This is a genomic window from Azospirillum sp. B2RO_4, from assembly GCF_051124815.1.
GTDB lineage: Bacteria > Pseudomonadota > Alphaproteobacteria > Azospirillales > Azospirillaceae > Azospirillum.
On sequence record NZ_CP118492.1, the window covers coordinates 107,716 to 125,116 of the forward strand.

Consider the following 17,401-nt stretch of genomic DNA (forward strand, 5'->3'; position numbering starts at 1 on the left):
GCCGAAAGGTGGGACCAGAACACCGCTTACCTTCACCCGCAGCCGGGGGGTGAAGAAGCGCTCGCGGACTAGGCCGACCTGGTTCTCGACCTGTCCCTTTTCCCAGCCCGATGCCGGGGTGCAGGCGACCGGATCGACCAGATAGTGGCTGCACATCTGCAAAAAGCGCCGGTTGTAGGCGCGCTCCTTGCCGGCGAAGATCGTGTCGACCGCCGTCTTCATGTTGTCGTAGATGCCCCGTGTGCAGGCCCCCTTGAAGAAGGCGAAAGCCCGGTCGTGCGCATCGAACACCATCTCCTGGCTTTCGCGCGGATAGGCCCGCACGAACAGCATCCGGCTGTGGCACAGGCGGACAAGGGCCACCTTCACCGTGACCGTCGTTCCGTTGATCAGGACGACCTCATGGCTCCAGTCGAACTGGTAGGCCTCGCCTGGCGCAAAGCTCAACGGCACGTAGGCTTGGGCGACGGAGGGGCCCTGTTCCTGCCGCCAAACCCGGGCATAACGACGGACAGCGTCGTAGCCGCCTTCATAGCCGCGGGACCGTAACGTTTCGAACAGCCGGACCAGCGTCAGGCGCTCGCGCCAGGGGCCGATCTTCGGCAAAGGCTGGTTCGTGCGCGTGTGGCGGAACTCCGTGGCCTCCGACCGGATCACCTTCCGCACGACCTTCCGGGACAACCCAAACTCCCGGCAGATCACCTTGATCGGCCTCTGCTGCACGAAGTAGGCACGACGGATCTTCGCGATCGTTTCCACAATCAGCATCCCTCGACAGGCCTCCATGTCCTCCATGGCGGCCAGTGTGGACTCAAAGCTTCAGGGATCCCGTTTGGATGCCGATCACCCCCTATACAGGGTCCTTATTCCATGCTGATTCACACCTCGCCGAACAGCAGGCGCTGCTGCGCCTCGTCCGAGACTGTGCGGATGGCGGCGACCACGCCCAGATGGTTCTGCGAGATCTGCGACAGTGACGGGTCCGCCGCCGCGATAATCTGCACCACCCTGGCCAGCGTCGCGTAGGAGACCTTCGGCCCGCCGAAGGCCTTCGGCACGTTGATCGACCAAAGGCCGCTCTGCGAGAAGGCGTCCAGTTCGGCCACCGGCAGGATGCGGTCGCGGTCACGCTTCGACGCGGTGCCGGCGACATCGCGGGCCAGCGCCTCCGCCACCGCGATGGCTTCGGCATCGTCCCTGATGACGTGTGCGGGTTTGCCGGGGGCGCGGCAGGCCGGGAACGCCCTGCGGCGCGGTGACGGCGGTGTCGGCAGGGGTATTGAGAACGGCAGTGGTCATCGTCTCATATCCTTCATGGTCTTGGATTGGCCCGGTCAGGCGGCGGCGGGGGCGGTTGCCGTGGAGGCGTGGCCGCCGACGCCGAAGCCGAGATAGAATGCCTTGATGTCGTCGCGTTCGCGCAGGTCGGCGGCGGGACCGTCCAGCACGGTGCGGCCGGTCTCCGGCACGCTGGTGCGGTCGGCATGGCGCAGGGCGACGGTGGAGTTCTGTTCCGCCACCAGGATCGACAATCCCTCCTCGCGGTTCAGGCGCTTCAGCGCGGCGAAGATGCCCTCGACCACCAGCGGGGCGAGGCACATCGACGACTCGTCCAGCACCAGCAGCCGGGGCCGCGCCATCAGCACCCGGCCGACCGCCGCCATCTGCTGTTCACCGCCCGAGGTCAGGCCGGCAGGTATCCTGCGCCTGTCGCGCAGCCGGGGGAACAGGGTGTAGATGCGCTCCAACTCCGACCTCAGGGCGGTTCGGCCCAGCCCGCGCACCCAGCCGCCGACAATCAGGTTGTCCTCGACGGTCAGGGAGCGGAAGCAGTGACGACCCTCCAGCTCCTGCACCAGCCCGGCGCGCACCAGTTCGGCCGGGCTGCGGCGGGTGACGTCCCTGCCGTCATAGACGATGCTGCCGGCGGCGACTTGGCCGTGCTCCGCCGGCAGCAGGCCGGACAGCGCCTTCAGGGCCGTGGTCTTGCCGGCTCCGTTGGCGCCGAGCAGGGCGACGATCTCCCCTGTCCGCACGGTCAGGCTGACGCCCGACAGTGCGCGGATGGCGTGGTTGTAGGTCGCCTCGACCCCGTCCAGCGACAGCAGCAGCTCGTGAACCGTCATGGCGGCGGGACTCCTCTTTGGCCGGGTTGCGGTCAGTTGCTCGCCTCTTCGGCGGCGGGGTCGCGAACCTGGATGCCGTGCTCGGCGCCATAGACCGTCTTCGCGATTTCCTGGAGCACCGGATATTGGCACCCGACGCCTGGGTGGTGATGGCGGTGTAGCCCTTGGCGGCCTCGCCCAGCACGTTGACACTGCCCGACCGAGCGGCGTGACGTTTGCCGCGGCGGCTACGTTCCAGGATTTTGGCGCGCTCATACTCGGCGATCATGCCCTGCACCTGGAGCAGCAGATCGTCCTCCGGGGACTGGCCGAGCGGCCGGTTGAGAAAGACCACCTCGACGCCGGCCCGCTGCACTTCATCAACGAGCAACACCAGAAAAGCATAGCGCCGCGCCAGCCGATCCGGGGAATGGACGTACAGGCGGTCGATGTTGCCCGCTGCCGCAGCGTCGCGTAGGCGCTCCAGGGCTGGCCGGATCAGGGTGGCACCGCTGTAGCCGTCATCGACGAAGCGGTGTTCGGCAGCGATGCCCTGTCCGTCCTGAACGGCGCGTGCATCGAGGGCGGCGATCTGGCTGGCAATCGTTCCGCTGCCGGTTTGCTGCTCCGTGGAGACGCGCGCATAGATGGCCGCACGCAAGGTCGACATAATGGCTACCTCCCTGGACTGACAAGGATGTCGGACGTGGCACTGGTTTCCTGAGGCGCGCTCTCCGGGGACGTCGCGGGGCAGGACCGGCGGCGGCGTTGGCGGACGGGAGCCACCTGTTCGTAGGCTTCGGCCATGACGCGCACACTCAGCCGGGTCACTTCGAAGTGGTCCTGGGAGCCGCTCCGGAGATCGGCACGGCCACCTCGTCGCCCCCAACAGCCGCACCGCTTCCGGCACCAACGGCCGAGTTGCCAATGACGGATCGCCATGGCGTCCGGCAGGCCCGGTTTGACGAGGTGATGGCGTTGCACGGCCAAGGCTGGCCAATGAAGCGGATCGCCCGCACGCTCGGCATCAATCGCAAGACCGTCCGTGCATGGGTGCGGTCCGGCGAACTTCCAGTCTGGTCGCAACGGGATCGCGGCAGCGCGGTCGATGGCCACGCCGCGCACCTGCGGCAACGCTGGGGCGAAGGCTGCCACAACGCCGCCCGGCTGTGGCAGGAAATCCAGGAGCGTGGGTTTCGCGGGCAACTCCGCACCGTGCAGCGCTGGGTGCGCCGCCTTCGGAATGCAAACCCGACCTCAGTCGGCGCGGCCGACACGATTGGGACGTGGAAGATGCCCTCGAAGCGCCGTGCAGCCTGGCTGGTGGTGGCTGACCCAGAGACGATAGATGCCACCGAGCAACGGTTCGTTGATGCCTTGCTCGCCAATTCCGAGGGACCCACTACGGTCATCGAGTTTGCGCGCGCGTTCAGCACCATGGTGCGTCGTCAGCAGGCGGCGCGGCTGGATGGATGGTTGGCCGCGGTGAAAGAAACCGCCCTCACTGGGTTCACCGATGGACTCGTGCGTGATCTCGCGGCGATCCGCACGGCGCTGTCGCTGTCGTGGAGCACCGGACCAGTGGAGGGGCAAATCAGCCGCTTGAAGACCATCAAGCGAACAATGTGTGGCCGTGCCAAGTTCGACCTGCTGCGTCATCGCGTCCTGGACGCCGCATGAACGGCAGCGCTCCAGCCATACTGCTGCACCGAAAACGCGGAAGGACCGGTTTGATGTGTCGCTTTGCACCACCAAACTGCGGAAAGATTACGTTCCAGTAGCAGCCTAAAGGCTTCTAAATTGCAAAGTCAATCCCGTTTTTAGCATACAAGAGTAAGGAAGAACACGCTAATGCATAAACTCCCGTGATATATTACTTCCTTAGGTTGCTTTTTCGGTTGAATAAGACTTTGCCGTAGTTCATTCATACGGAAATCGCCAATTCGGGGCATAAAAATACGGCATCGAATAACTTTTAAGCTCAAAGCTTGGAAATAAAACGATTGAGAGTCCTTCACTGCCATGAGGGGCTGCTCGTGCTTCATGTCTGCCTGCGGGTGGCAAACGTCGCTCCATCCCCCCGCGATGGCTCTGTGGTATTTTCCCGCTTACAAGGTGCAAAGACATGCTCGGTAAAGAACTGGCCGTTCCAGCTTCCCCAATCCGCCCGCTCGGGCCTTTGCGCGACGCATCCTGGTCGGCCATTCTGTCAGGGCTGATTGCGGTGATCATTGGCTACGCAGGCCCGACCGTCCTGGTCTTTCAGGTGGCGCAGAGTGCACATCTCACGGAATCCCAGATTGCGTCTTGGCTGTGGGCCTATTCCATTGCATCGGGGATCACCTCGATCGTCGCCAGCCTGCGCTTCCGCATGCCGGTCATCACTGCATGGTCGACGCCCGGTGTCGCCTTTCTCGTGACCGGCCTCGCTGGCGTCCCGTTCGCAGAGGCGGTCGGCGCCTTCATGGTGTCGAACCTGCTCATCACGCTCATCGGCGCCTTCGGGCTGTTCAACCGGGTTCTTCAACGCATCCCGATGGCGCTGGCGGCGGCACTGAACGCCGGCATCCTGATCTCGTTCGGCTTCGCCATCTTCGGCGCCCTGAGGAGCGAGCCGCTCCTGGCCGGCGCCATGATGGCTGCGTTCCTGATCACCCGCCGCTTTTCATCGCGCTGGGCCGTTGCCGTTACCTTGCTGTGTGGCACCGCGCTGTGCATCTCGCTCGGGCGTGTCGACACCGGCGGCTTGGCGCTGATCGCGGCGGTGCCGGAGTGGACGACGCCTGCCTTCTCGTTCGGTTCGATGGTCAGCATCGCGATACCTCTCACCGTCCTGGCCCTGACGGGCCAGTATCTGCCGGGATTCGCCGTGCTGAAGGCGTCGGGCTACGAACCGCCGCCCGACAGTGTCGTGCGCCTGTGCGGGCTTGCATCGATCCTGGTGGCGCCGTTCGGTTGCCACAATGTCAACCCGTCCTCGATGATCGCAGCCATCGTCGGCAGCCCCGACACCCACGCCGACCCGGCCCGGCGTTATATCGCCGCAATCAGCGCGGGCGCGTTCTACCTGTTGTTCGGAACCTTCGCGACCACCTTCGTCCGGCTGTTCGCGGCGCTGCCGAAGGAGGCCGTGGCCGTGCTCGCCGGCACGGCCCTGCTGGGCGCCATCGGCGGCTCGCTGGAAACCGCCTTCCGATCGGCCAAACCAGGCAGCCTGGCGCCGCTGATGGTGTTCGTCACCACCGCGGCGGGCATTCCCTTCCTCGGTCTCGGCGCTGCGTTCTGGGGCATCCTCGTCGGCATGGCGATGGTCCATTTCGTCGAAAAGAACGGTTGAGCGCACCCACTCCCCCTAATTCCACCCTCATTCAAGAAGCGTCAGCCATGACCACCGCAACCCCACACGACGACACGCGTCTCTGGGATTTCCTCCCCATGCTCGCCAACAGGGTGCGCCCGGCGCAGGACTGCCTGGCCAGCCCGCTGCTCGACCTGATGCGGACGTCGAACGTCAACAAGATCCCGCTCGAGCAGATCGAGGACGCCCAGTCGGTGCTCCGCCTGCGCAAGGAGCTTTTAGCCGCCCCCGGGGATGAAACGGATGCGGACGGCTGGCAGCGGGTTGCGCAGCTCCAGCGCCGCATAGTCGAACGCCATCTCAACGGCCGCGCCGACTATTATGGTCCGGAGCAGTGCGCTCCGCTCGACGACGCGGAGACCTTCGCCCGCGAAGGCCGCGACACCTTCCTGATCATCAAATTCATGGACGAGGCGCCGCATATCGAAGCGACGCTGACGTCCCTGTTGACCCAGACCGGCGTCGACCTGAACCGCGTCGTCATCGTTGCCGTCGATAACAATTCCACCGACGGTTCTGGCGACATTGTCCGCGCGACCGCCGCGTCGGTCCCGTCGGCCGCGCGTGTCGTCTGCATCAACCAGACGACTCCCGGCGGTGGCAGCGCCGCACGCTACGGCGTGGACCGCTCCATAGCGACGATCCACGCGATGTGCCTGTCCGACGGGCAATGGGGGCGGCTGCAATCGGCCCGCATCGCCGTATCGGATGGCGACACCGTCTACCACCACCAACTTGTGCATGGCTTCAGCGAGATCCTGGACAAGCACCAGGACGTGGACGGCGTGATGCCTTTTCTCACCTACAAATTCACGGCCGCCCTGCGTTTCTTCGCTGATCATCGCCCGCATGACCTGAAGGTCCTACGGGCCGGGGCGACCGCCGGCACTGTCGTCCCCGTGACGTTCCGCCTGTCGGACGTCTCTGCCTTCGAACGGCTGCCGCGCGCGGGACGGCGCCGCACGGCGGAGGACGCCATGCGGCTGAGCGGCGACGGCATCGATCTTTCGGTGCCGCTCGACCGGCTGGACGGCTGCGGCCGCCGCTATGGCGTGATGGAGGATCCGGCCGGTGCCCGGGCTTACGTCATGGACGACAGGACAATCGTTCTGGACCGCGCGCCGGTCTCGGGCTTCGACTCCGCCTTGCTGTTCCTGGAGAACGGGGGGGTGCGGGCCGATGAGAAATGGCGCTGGCACTCCGTCATCGGGCATGACCTGTTCCTGTTGTGGATGTTCCAGCGCATGGGGATCCCCGAGGCGGTCGTGGCGCCCGATACCAGCGACGCGCTGAAGGTGTTCCGCTGCTGGAGCTTCGCTATCGGCGGGCAGCACCAGCTGTCCAGCCCGGCGCTGAAGATCGTGACCGGTACCGACTACCAGTCGGGGCGGGTCCAGCAGGCGGTCGGCTGCCGCACCGTCCTCGGTCCGGCAACCGCCTACACGGAGACCGAGATCGACCGGCTGGCCAAGATGATCCGTAACTTCGCCAACCGCCAGGGCGTGTTCTATGGCGACACGCGCAGCCGCGGGCTGGAGCGGGCAAGCGGCCTCTACCTTCACATGACCCGCATCCAGGATCAGGTGGAGAGCGAAATCCGCGGCTATTCCGAGGATTTCTTCCGTGATGTCGTGTTTCCGGAGCGCGTGCTGTTTCCGCTGCGCTGGCTCTTGCAGAACGCCATCTGCCTCTACGCCGGCGGCGACCGGTCCGTCCAAACCGTGGTGCGGGAGCGGGTTTTCGCGCAGTTGCTCGGTGCCCGGGGCACGGATGAAGCGCTCGCCGGCACCCTGGCCGACACGGCAATGGCGGCGCTCGCCGGCCTCAGCTTCGAGGACAAGCGGGACGAGGCGGAAAGCTTGGCTGAAGAGCTGATCAGCGGCTTCTACCCTGAAATCATGCGGTTCTACGCCCGCACGCTGGCGGATTTCCTGGACACGCAGGGGGTGGTCCGCGCGGATTACGCTTGGCTGCTGGAAGACGTGGAGCACAGCCGCAACGCCCTGATCGAAAAGCGGGCTCCCATCGACCCCGCCGTGGTTTGGGCCGGGCGCGAGTTCGTCATCGACCATGCCCGCGGGCAGGTCGTCGGTATGCAAGACGGTGGGCGGTGACGCCATGGAAATCCAACGCCTTGACCTGTGGAACGGCCGCCCGCCCTTTGCGCTGGGTGACGCTGAGCATGACCATCCGGTTCTGGAAGCCTATCTGCCGTCGCCGGAGCGGCGCACCGGCGCCGCAATCCTGTCCTTTCCCGGCGGCGCCTACACCTTCCTGTCGGAGCGGTCCGGACGCCGGTACGGCGAGTGGTTCGCCGAGAGGGGGGTGGCGGTGTTCGTTGTGAAATTCCGCCTGGGCGCACACGGTTATGACCGGAGAGCCATCTGCGCCGACGGTTTTGCCGCGCTGGAGCGTGTCCACGCGCTGGCGGGGGACCTGGGCATCGACCGGTCGCGCATCGGTCTTGTTGGCACCTCGGCCGGCGGTCATCTGGCCGGGGTGATGATGACGGGGGCCGGACGCGCGGTCCTGGATGCCGAAGGGGTGGGGAGTGTGGCGCCGCTCGACCTCCGCCCGGCCTTTTCCGTGCTTTGCTATGCCGTGCTCAGCCTGACCGACCCGATTGCCCACAAGGAGACGCGCCGCAATTTCCTGGGCGACCTGGCGGAAGACCGGGCGATGCAGGAAGCGTTCTCACCGATCCTCGCCGTGCGGCACGGCTGTCCGCGCGCCTTCATCTGGCACACCGCGGAAGACACCGAAGTGTCCAGCCGGCACAGCCTGTTGTTCGCCGATGCGTTGGAGCGTCACGGGGTGGGGCACGAACTGCATCTCTACCAGCGCGGGCCGCACGCGCTGGGCTTGGCGCTGGAGCAGGGCTTGCACTGGGCGCACGACTGCCTGCGCTGGATCGAAAACCGCGAACCGCCGCCGCCCGTCTGATACCGGCGGCCATCGATGACGACTGCCGGTATTCGTGCCGACCGGCACGGCGTCGACCCATGCGGCTGCCCATGCCGCCGAAGCTTTCGGTCCCCATCGTTTCAGCCCGCCGACATCTCGCCGTCAGGAGCCGTTCCCTTGACCATCCATATCGAAACCGCCCCCGTCCGCAAGCCGAAGCCATGGGGCCAGGATCTGGGCTTCGGCACATTCGTAACCGACCACATGTTCGTATGCGACTATCGCGAAGGGGAAGGGTGGGTCGATCACCGCGTGGTCCCCTATGGGAGTTTCACACTCGATCCGGCGGCGCTCGTCCTTCATTACGGACAGGCGCTGTTCGAAGGGATCAAAGCGTTCCGGCAGCCCGACGGCGGCGTCGCGGTGTTCCGGCCCGACCGCAACGCCAAGCGCCTGAACGCCTCGGCCGCACGCATGGCGATGCCAGAATTGCCGGAGGCGATGTTCCTCGACGCTGTCCGCACCCTGCTGCGCGTCGAGGCCGATTGGGTTCCGGACGCTCCCGGAGCTTCGCTGTATCTCCGCCCCGTCATGGTGGCCAACGAGGCTGCGCTCGGGGTGCGACGCGCGTCGCGCTATCTGTTCTACATCATTCTCACCCCGGTCGCCCCCTACTACAGCCCCGGCAATCCGGCCTTCCGCCTTCTGGCGACGGAGGAGTTCGCCCGTTCCGCGGACGGCGGAGCCGGCGGGGCCAAGACCTCCGGCAATTACGGCCAGACCATCGTCGCGCTGGAGGCGGCGCGTGCCCGTGGTTACGACAATCTGCTCTGGCTGGACGGCGCCCGGCACGAACTGATTGAGGAGGCCGGCATCACCAATGTCTTCGTTGTAACCGGGGATACGGTGCTGACCCCGCCGCTGAACGGTCGTATCCTGCCCGGCGTGACGCGGGAATCGGTGATGCAGCTTATCGGCGGCTGGGGGCGGCCGGTCGTGGAACGTGAAATTCCGATCCATGAACTGCTGCGGGGGATCGACGACGGCAGCGTTCGCGAAGTTTTCGTGACGGGCACCGCGACCGTGGTTGCACCGGTCGGATCGATCACCTTCCGCGACCGCACCCACATGCTGCCCGACATCGGCGGCGGAGAGAGCCTCGCCCGCCGGCTTTACGACGCGCTCGACGGCATCCAGCGTGGCACGCGGCCCGACCCGTTCGGCTGGTCCATGGCGGTGGACTGACGTGATGACCACCACCGCCGCCCTGCCTTTGGCCGACCCTTTCCAGGTCCGGCTTTGCGACGCGCTGTGTCAGGTGGCGCGTGATGCCGGCCAGACCTTCACCGGAACGGGAGCGCTCGTGTGCGAACCCGCGACCGGGCTGCCCTTTCTGCCTTTGGTCTTGAGCAAGCCAGATCTCAAGGGCGACCTGCCCGACGTGCTCTTGCGGCTGGGCCACGAGGCAAGCCCGTACCACGACGGCTTCCATCTGCTGTCGACCGACTTCGAGATCGAGCATGTATCCTGCTATCTTGCTCCTCCGATTTCGCCCGAGGCCGAACTAATCTCCCTCTTCGGTTCCGGCAGCCGTTTCGCCACCGCCTGCTTCGCGTCGCTGGCGGACGGCGTCCATTGCGCGGGCGTCGTGAACAAGGACCGGTCCGTCACGATCTTCGTGCAGGGACGCATCCTGTTCCGCTCCTCACCCGCCGACGCATTGTCCCGCCGACGCCAGTTCCCCGTTCTCGCTCGCTGCGATGGGGGAAATTCCAAGCATTCCGGAGACATCCGATGAGCCTTCTCGACATCGTGGCCTCCAGAGCCGATGGCCTCCCGCTCGTGGACGAGCTTGCCCTGCAGATAGAACGCGGCGAGGCCACCGCCGCCATCATCGGCCTGGGCTACGTCGGCCTGCCGCTGGCGCAGGCGATCGCCGCAGCCGGCATGCGCGTGATCGGTTTCGACACCAATCCCCACAGGATCGAGACGCTGGTCGCCGGTCGCCGCTGCATCGAACATATCCCGGCCGAAGGGATCACCGATCTTATCGACCGCGGCCTTTTTGAGCCGACGGGGGACTTCACCCGCCTGGACGAAGCGGACATTGTGGTGGTCTGTGTTCCGACCCCGCTGAACCGCCACCGCGAACCCGACCTGACCTGCGTGGAGCAGGCTACGCGTGACATCGCTCGCAGTCTGCGGCGGGGCCAGCTCGTCATTCTTGAATCCACGACCTATCCGGGAACCTGCGACGAGGTGGTGCGCCCGATCCTGGAGAAGGGCGGTCTGGTCCATGATCGCGACTTCTTCCTGGCCTTTTCCCCGGAGCGGGAGGATCCCGGAAATCCCGACTTTCACACGGCCTCGATCCCGAAGGTGGTCGGCGGCGGTTCGCCCGACGCTTTGCGGCTGGCGAATCTCTTCTACGGGAAGATCGTAGTACGAACCGTGTCCGTGTCCTCGCTGCGCACAGCGGAGGCGGTGAAGCTGACGGAGAATATCTTTCGTGCGGTAAACATCGCGCTCGTGAACGAGTTGAAGGTCGTTTACGAGGAAATGGGCGTGGACGTCTGGGAAGTCATCGAAGCAGCCAAGAGCAAGCCCTTTGGCTACATGCCTTTCTATCCGGGACCGGGATTGGGCGGCCATTGCATTCCGATCGATCCTTTCTACCTGACATGGAAGGCCCGGGAATATGGGATTTCCACCCGGTTCATCGAACTGGCCGGTGAGATAAACACCGCCATGCCACGCCGGGTTGTGGAGCGCGCGGCGTTCGCCCTGGACCGCGTCAAGCGGCGCGGGCTGAACGGCAGCCGCGTGCTTGTCATCGGGGTTGCCTACAAGAAGAACATCGACGATCTGCGCGAAAGCCCGGCATTGCGCCTGATCGAGCTGCTGGAGCAGAGGGGCGCGCAAGTCGATTACCATGATCCGCATGTGCCGGCGATCAGATGGTCTCACGAACACCCTGGGCTCCGGCCGCGCAACTCCGTCGCCTTGAGCCCGGCTGAGCTGCGACAATATGATCTCGCACTGATCGCGACTGATCACGACGATGTGGATTACGGCATTCTGGCCCGCGGTATCGACCTCATCGTCGATACCCGCAACGTTTGCGCCCGCAAGAACGTAGCTCCAACGACCCTGGTGACGGCGTGAGTGCAGTCCACATTCCCTCCGCCGCCCTGCGCCGCTTTTCCGCTGGCGTGCTCGCAGCCATGGGCAGTTCGGCGGCGGAGGCCGATCACGTCGCCGGTAGTCTGGTCGATGCGAACCTTTGTGGGCACGACAGCCATGGCGTTGGCCTCCTCCCGCTCTATCTCTCCAACGTGAAGGCTGGTTTCCTCCACCCCAACCGAGCCGGCAGGGTGGTGCGGGACACCGGCGCGATCCTGGTGGTCGATGGCGAACAGGGGTATGGCCAGACGGTCGTCTTCCACGCAACGGAACTGGCTGCCCGGCGCGCGGTCACGGACGGACTGGCCCTGCTGGCGGTCCGCAACGCGCATCACATGGGCCGGATCGGTGCCTATGGCGAACAGGCAGCGGCGGTTGGGCTGGTCTGGATCAGCTTCGTCAACATCATCGGCACGGCGCCCCTGGTGGCGCCGTTCGGCGGCGGTGAATCACGGTTCGGCACCAACCCCATCTGCATCGCCATGCCACGCACCGGTGCCGATCCCATCCTGCTCGATTTCGCGACGAGCGCCATCGCCTGGAACAAATGCCGGGTGGCCCTGAACCGTGGCGAAGCATTGACAGATGGATTGATTCTCGACTCCGCCGGCTATCCGACCAACGACCCGGCGGTGATGTTCTCGCAGCCTTCCGGTACTTTGCTGCCGTTCGGCGGACACAAGGGATATGGGCTGTCCTTTTTGTGCGAATTGCTGGCTGGCGCGCTTACGGGTGCCGGAACGATGCAGCCGGGTACCCCTCGGCCGGGGACTATCACCAACAACATGCTGGCAATCCTGATCGATCCCGATCATCTCGGCAGCCCCGGCCTGCTGGCGCGTGAGGTCGAGGATCTCGTCGGCTATGTACATTCCACCCGGCCGGCGGAGCCCGGCGGGCAGGTGCTGATACCAGGCGAGCCGGAAAGCGGAATGCGCCGCCATCGCCTAGCTGAAGGCGTGCCACTGGATCCGACGACCCTGGAGCAGTTGCACGGCACAGCGCAGCAAGTTGGCGCGAGCACCGAAGACCTTCGCCCGTAGCTTTGCCCCGCGCACTGAACCAGTGCGCAGTACGGGATGGTGCCATGGGTGCCAGCAACTATGCCAGCCCCTGGTCCGGACTGTTTACATTAAGCTCTTTTCCGGATCCGGGGTGGCTTGTATTGGTGACGAAGACCGACGGAACGGGTTTAGGGAGGCGGAATCAAGCTAAAGTGCGACAACATGCTTTCGTTGATCCATCTGCCTGCTTTCTAGCCATTTCGTCAGAAGGGGAAAGCTCGCGCCGGTGGGTCCACAGGCTTGATCCGCGCGCCTCCATTGCGATTGTGGATCAAGCCTGTGGACCCACCGGTGCGAGCAGCAGGGCAGGGGAGACCTGCTGGCTTCTTGGTCTTTCGTGTGGTCCGGCTACTGCCGGTATCTACCGCCAAGTCTTCGAAGCCGCCAGATCGGCCACAAAGACTTCGGCTGGCATCCTGTAGTCAAGGCAGCGGCGTGGCGTATCATTGAGCCGCTTCGCGAGAGCGGCAAGTGCAGGGCCATCGCACTCCGCTACGGGAACGCCCAGAGGAAAATACCGCCGCAAACGTCCGTTGGAGTTCTCAACGCCACATTTTTGCCAGGAACTGTACAGATTGCAGAAGTAACTGTCCATCGACCCCCGATCAAAGGTGATGATTTGACAATGTTGGCGGGTAAATTTCCTGAATGCGGCGACACTCGGCAAAGTCGATCTAGGAATGATGTTCACCCACCAGCGTTCACCAACCGTAAAGCCCTGTGATTACAAGAAAGTTGCACTTCAGAATAGAACCTACCCAACCGATTCGCTCATCGAACAGCGCCTGTACCAGCCTGGTTTTGCCCATACCCGACAGGCCGACCAGCCGCACTGCCGTACCAGGCCGCGCAAGGGCAACGCGGATTCGGTTCAGCCCGTCTACGATGGGAAGCCCGTCGTTGTCCTGTACCGAGCCATCGAACAACCGGCTCTTATCGTCTACGAGATAGGTGCTTTCCACCAGCTGCGGGCTTGCCGTCCAGTCGTCGAACGGCCGCCAACCTTGGAGCGGTTCCCCGATCTGCTGCCGTACCCACTGCACCACACCGGGATGCCTGTTGACCCAACGTGCGATCCGGTGACCATCGTAGACGTCCAGCAGCATCCCTGCCGCGCCGGGCACATTGGCGACAGCCTGCTCCATCGCGTGACGGCGGCGCGCCAAGGCCTCGTCGGATAAGGTTTCCATGCCGCTGACGATGATGTAAGCCCCGCGGTCCGCCGCGAGCTTGGCGAACACCGGGCGTGGCGTGCCTTTCGGACACATCTCGGCGGTGATCGCCGCAGGAGGCAGACCGTTCTTCTCCTGCTTGACCTGGAACACCGTCCGTGGACGTGGGACCCAGCCGTCCATCATGGCGTCCAGCGGCAAGTTCACCCGCACATCCGTAATCGGCGGACATCGCCGCCGGAACGGGGGGATCGGCCGCCGACGGCGGGCTGGCGGGGGCTTCGGCGCGGCGGCGCTCGCGCAGGCGGCGGACGCGGGCGGCGGTCTGCGCGCGCTTGCGCGCCGCCGCCTCGTCCGGGGTTCCGATCCGTGGCCGTCCCATGCTGCCCTCCGGTTTTGCGTTACAGGATGTCTGTAACGCAGTATCGGGTAGCTCGCGCCGTCTCCGTTCTGGGCGGTTGGAGATCTTTATTTTTCATAATAAATATTATGCGCTTTTTTATTTGTAGGCGGGCAGGTTCGATTTTGAAGTGCAACTTTCTTGTAATGACAGTGGTTTACAGGGGGGGAGCGCCAATGGGTGAGGTCGTGTCCCACGAGGTGGTGTAGGAGCTGTGGATAACCGCCCCGCCGCAGCGCCCTCCGATGGCTGGCGTAGGCGGGCCGGTTATCCACAGCGGGCGGTCATCGTGGTTCTTCGGTAGAGTCTGGTCACCACAACACAACCTCGACCGAGGGTGACCAAGATGACCGACGAGATGATGGCGCTTCGCGCGATGCTTGAGAAGGGCGCGGATGCCGATGTTCTGCGGGAGATGATCGGCTTTGCCGCCGAGCGCTTGATGGAGATGGAAGTTCAGGGGCTGACCGGCGCCGGTCATGGCGAGCGGTCTGCCGAGCGGCTGGTCCAGCGCAACGGCTACCGGGATCGCGACTGGGAGACCCGCGCCGGCACTGTCGAGTTGCGCATCTCCAAGCTGCGCAAGGGCTCCTACTTCCCTGGCATTCTAGAGCCGCGGCGGATTGCCGAGAAGGCGCTGACGGCGGTGATCCAGGAGGCGTACATCTAGGGCATCTCGACCCGCTCGGTGGAGGATCTGGTCCAGGCCATGGGGATGTCGGGCATCTCCAAGAGCCAGAGCCTGCCCCCGCGAAGGCGGGGGTCAGCCGGTTGTGCGAGGAGATCGATGACCGGGTGAAGACCTTCCTCGGCCGCCCCATCGAAGGCGACTGACCCTACCTGTGGCTCGACGCCACCTATGTGAAGGTGCGTCAGAACGGGCGCATCGTCTCGGTGGCCGTCACCATCGCCGTGGCGGTGAATACCGATGGCCGCGGTGAGGTGCTGGGCATGGACATCGGCCCATCGGAGGCCGAGACCTTCTGGATCGAGTTCCTGCGCAAGCTCAAGCGCCGCGGTCTGTGTGGCGTCAAGCTGGTGATCTCCGACGCCCATGGCGGCATCAAGGCCGCCGTCACCCGTGCCTTCCAGGCGACGTGGCAAAGGTGCAGGGTGCATTTCTCCAGGACCGCCCTTGCCCATGCCGGCAAGAGCGGGCGCCGTGTCGTCGCCGCCTTCATCGCCACAGCCTTCGCGCAGGATGATGCGGCATCCGCACGCACGCAGTGGCGGCAAGTGGCCGACCAAGTCCGGGCCAAGCTGCCGAAGTTGGCCACTCTGATGGACGAGGCGGAAGAAGACGTCCTGGCCTATATGACCTTTCCCAGGGAGCATCGGGCCAAGCTCCACTCAACCAACCCCATTGAACGCCTCAATGGCGAGATCAAGCGGCGCACCGAGGTTGTCGGTATATTTCCGAACGAGGCGGCGATTACACGGCTCATCGGCGCCATCCTCTTGGAGCAGAATGACGAATGGGCCGTTCAGCGGGCGCGATATATGACGCTAGAAACTATTGCCCCTCTCGGCGATGATCCCCTCGTCAGCCTGCCCGCCGTGGCTGCCTGACCATCCGGCCAGACACGCCGGAGACCATGAGCGCCTTTCCGCTCCTACACCACGGCCGGGGGCACGATCGACTTGCAACGCGTCGAGGTTCTCGGCGATGTGCTGAGCGGTCGCCGCGGGGTCGGATCGGCGGCGTCGGTTCTGGGTTTGAGCGAACGTCAGGTGTGGCGGCTTCTGGCGCGCTACAAGGCCGGTGGCGGCGGTGTTCTGGTTCATCGGGGCCGCGGCCGTCCGTCGAACCGGCGGCTTGGCGATCAGGTGTGCGAGCGGGCGCTGGACCTTGTCCGCAGCCGCTATGGCGATTTCGGCCCGACCTTGGCGGCGGAAATGCTGCGGGACAAGCATGGGCTGACGGTTTCGCGCGAAATGTTGCGCCAGTGGATGGCGGCGGCTGGTCTTTGGCTGTCGCGGCGGCAGCGCCGGCAGTTCCACCCTCCCCGACTGCGCCGCGAACGGTTCGGCGAGTTGATCCAGATCGACGGCAGTGAGCACCGCTGGTTCAAGGATCGCGCCGATCCTTGCACGCTTCTGGTGTTCATCGACGATGCGACGGGCCGGCTGATGCAGCTTCGCTTTGCCGTCTCGGAGAGCGCCTTTTCCTACTTCGAGGCGCTGGAGGGCTATCTGAACGCCCATGGCCGGCCGTTGGTCCTCTACTCGGACAAATACTCGGTGTTCCGGGTCTCGCAGCGCGAGGCCACGGGCGGCCAGGGCATGACGCAGTTCGGCCGGGCGTTGGCGGAATTGAATATCGAGATCCTGTGCGCCAACTCCAGCCAGGCCAAAGGGCGGGTCGAGCGGGTGAACCGGACGCTGCAGGACCGGCTGGTGAAGGAGTTGCGGCTGGCCGGCGTCACCGGCATCGAGGCGGGCAACGCCTTCCTGCCCGGCTTCGTCGAGCACTTCAACGCCCGCTTTGCCCTGCCCCCTGCCCGGCCGGACGATCTGCACCGGCCGCTGAACCTCGCGCCGGATCGGCTGCGTCAGGTTCTGTGCTGGCGTGAACAGCGCCATGTCGGGCAGCAGTTGACGCTGTCCTACGAGCGCAAACTGATCATACTGGAGGAGACCGAGCTGACGCGGGGACTGGTTGGCCAGTATGTCGACACCTGCGCCTTCGCCGACGGTCGTCTGGAGGTGCGGTGGAAGGGGGTGGCGCTGTCGTATCGGGCCTTCGACATGGACCAGCGGGTCAGCCAAGCCGACATCGTGGAAAACAAGCGGCTGCGTGCGGTGCTGGCCCAGGTGAAGGAGATGCAGGAGAGCCGGCCGCCGCCTCGGGTGAAGACCAACAGCGAAAAGAACGGCTACCGCAAGACGGGACGGCGCAAGCCGAACAGCGGACCAGCCGAAGGCGCCTGTGCGGCCGACTGACCGCAGCTGTTTGCCCTCTATCCGTGAGGCCCAGGTGCGGCTGGCATTCCTATCCGGTTGCAACATCTGATGTAGGCGGGGCAGGTTCTATTCTGAAGTGCGAGTTTTTTGTGATGGCAGTGGATTACGGGTGGTGAGCGCCGCCGCATCCAGGACATGCACGATGCCTGTATGGCGGTGACGACCATTGCCGAGGCCACCGCCGGTCGTGCCCCACGGGGCGGCATCGAAGCGAAGGTGAACCGAGCCCGATCTCTCGCAGCCGGTCGTCT

The 17,401-nt window shown here is 65.0% G+C and carries 11 protein-coding genes and 5 pseudogenes; 10 read left to right on the forward strand and 6 right to left on the reverse strand.

From position 1 onward, the window contains the following. Nucleotides 1–30: 30 nt before the first annotated feature. The 4 genes and pseudogenes from istA to PWS46_RS30180 form a co-directional block, all read right to left on the reverse strand. Nucleotides 31–768 (reverse strand): annotated as a pseudogene (gene istA / locus PWS46_RS30165) (IS21 family transposase); the annotation flags it as partial. Between the two features lie 113 nt (nt 769–881). Continuing rightward, nucleotides 882–1,280, reverse strand: a pseudogene (locus PWS46_RS30170) (acyl-CoA dehydrogenase family protein); the annotation flags it as partial. Between the two features lie 54 nt (nt 1,281–1,334). Further along, nucleotides 1,335–2,126: an ABC transporter ATP-binding protein gene (locus PWS46_RS30175; RefSeq protein WP_434626010.1), complete on the reverse strand. Its 792-nt coding sequence runs from the start codon at nt 2,124–2,126 to the stop codon at nt 1,335–1,337. 250 nt (nt 2,127–2,376) lie between these two features. Further along, a pseudogene (locus PWS46_RS30180) lies at nt 2,377–2,775 on the reverse strand (recombinase family protein); the annotation flags it as partial. 257 nt (nt 2,776–3,032) lie between these two features. Between PWS46_RS30180 and PWS46_RS30185 the strand changes: the two are divergent. From PWS46_RS30185 to PWS46_RS30220, 8 genes are all read left to right on the forward strand, one after another. Continuing rightward, on the forward strand, nt 3,033–3,785 hold the full coding sequence (locus tag PWS46_RS30185; protein ID WP_434626012.1) for a terminase gpP N-terminus-related DNA-binding protein: 753 nt from the start codon (nt 3,033–3,035) through the stop codon (nt 3,783–3,785). A 445-nt stretch (nt 3,786–4,230) separates the two neighbouring features. Beyond that, nucleotides 4,231–5,442 (forward strand): benzoate/H(+) symporter BenE family transporter, encoded by a 1,212-nt coding sequence (locus PWS46_RS30190; protein ID WP_434626015.1) that lies wholly within the window; start codon nt 4,231–4,233, stop codon nt 5,440–5,442. A gap of 47 nt (nt 5,443–5,489) precedes the next feature. Then, nucleotides 5,490–7,577, forward strand: a complete 2,088-nt coding sequence (locus PWS46_RS30195; RefSeq protein WP_434626018.1) for a glycosyltransferase family A protein — start codon at nt 5,490–5,492, stop codon at nt 7,575–7,577. 4 nt (nt 7,578–7,581) lie between these two features. Beyond that, entirely contained in the window at nt 7,582–8,406 is an 825-nt protein-coding gene (locus PWS46_RS30200; RefSeq protein WP_434626020.1) for an alpha/beta hydrolase, read from the forward strand. Between the two features lie 138 nt (nt 8,407–8,544). Next, nucleotides 8,545–9,612 (forward strand): branched-chain amino acid aminotransferase, encoded by a 1,068-nt coding sequence (locus PWS46_RS30205; RefSeq protein WP_434626022.1) that lies wholly within the window; start codon nt 8,545–8,547, stop codon nt 9,610–9,612. Nucleotides 9,613–9,616: 4 nt separating this feature from the next. Beyond that, nucleotides 9,617–10,165 (forward strand): hypothetical protein, encoded by a 549-nt coding sequence (locus PWS46_RS30210; protein WP_434626024.1) that lies wholly within the window; start codon nt 9,617–9,619, stop codon nt 10,163–10,165. After that, the gene (locus tag PWS46_RS30215; RefSeq protein ID WP_434626026.1) at nt 10,162–11,532 is read left to right on the forward strand and encodes a nucleotide sugar dehydrogenase; all 1,371 of its coding nucleotides are present in this window, start codon (nt 10,162–10,164) and stop codon (nt 11,530–11,532) included. Before PWS46_RS30210 ends, PWS46_RS30215 begins: the two co-directional genes overlap by 4 nt. After that, entirely contained in the window at nt 11,529–12,593 is a 1,065-nt protein-coding gene (locus PWS46_RS30220) for a malate/lactate/ureidoglycolate dehydrogenase (protein WP_434626029.1), read from the forward strand. The genes PWS46_RS30215 and PWS46_RS30220 overlap by 4 nt, the downstream gene beginning before the upstream one ends. A gap of 168 nt (nt 12,594–12,761) precedes the next feature. Here PWS46_RS30220 and PWS46_RS30225 read toward each other — a convergent pair. Both PWS46_RS30225 and PWS46_RS30230 read right to left on the reverse strand, forming a co-directional pair. Next, nucleotides 12,762–13,257 (reverse strand): annotated as a pseudogene (locus tag PWS46_RS30225) (transposase); the annotation flags it as partial. Between the two features lie 58 nt (nt 13,258–13,315). After that, entirely contained in the window at nt 13,316–13,993 is a 678-nt protein-coding gene (locus PWS46_RS30230; protein ID WP_434626031.1) for a hypothetical protein, read from the reverse strand. A 539-nt stretch (nt 13,994–14,532) separates the two neighbouring features. On the opposite strand from PWS46_RS30230, the pseudogene PWS46_RS30235 reads away from it, so the two are divergent. Both PWS46_RS30235 and PWS46_RS30240 read left to right on the forward strand, forming a co-directional pair. Further along, nucleotides 14,533–15,755: pseudogene (locus tag PWS46_RS30235) on the forward strand (IS256 family transposase). Nucleotides 15,756–15,821: 66 nt separating this feature from the next. After that, a complete protein-coding gene (locus tag PWS46_RS30240; protein WP_434626055.1) occupies nt 15,822–17,129 on the forward strand; it encodes an ISNCY family transposase in 1,308 nt (435 codons plus the stop codon). Nucleotides 17,130–17,401: the final 272 nt, after the last annotated feature.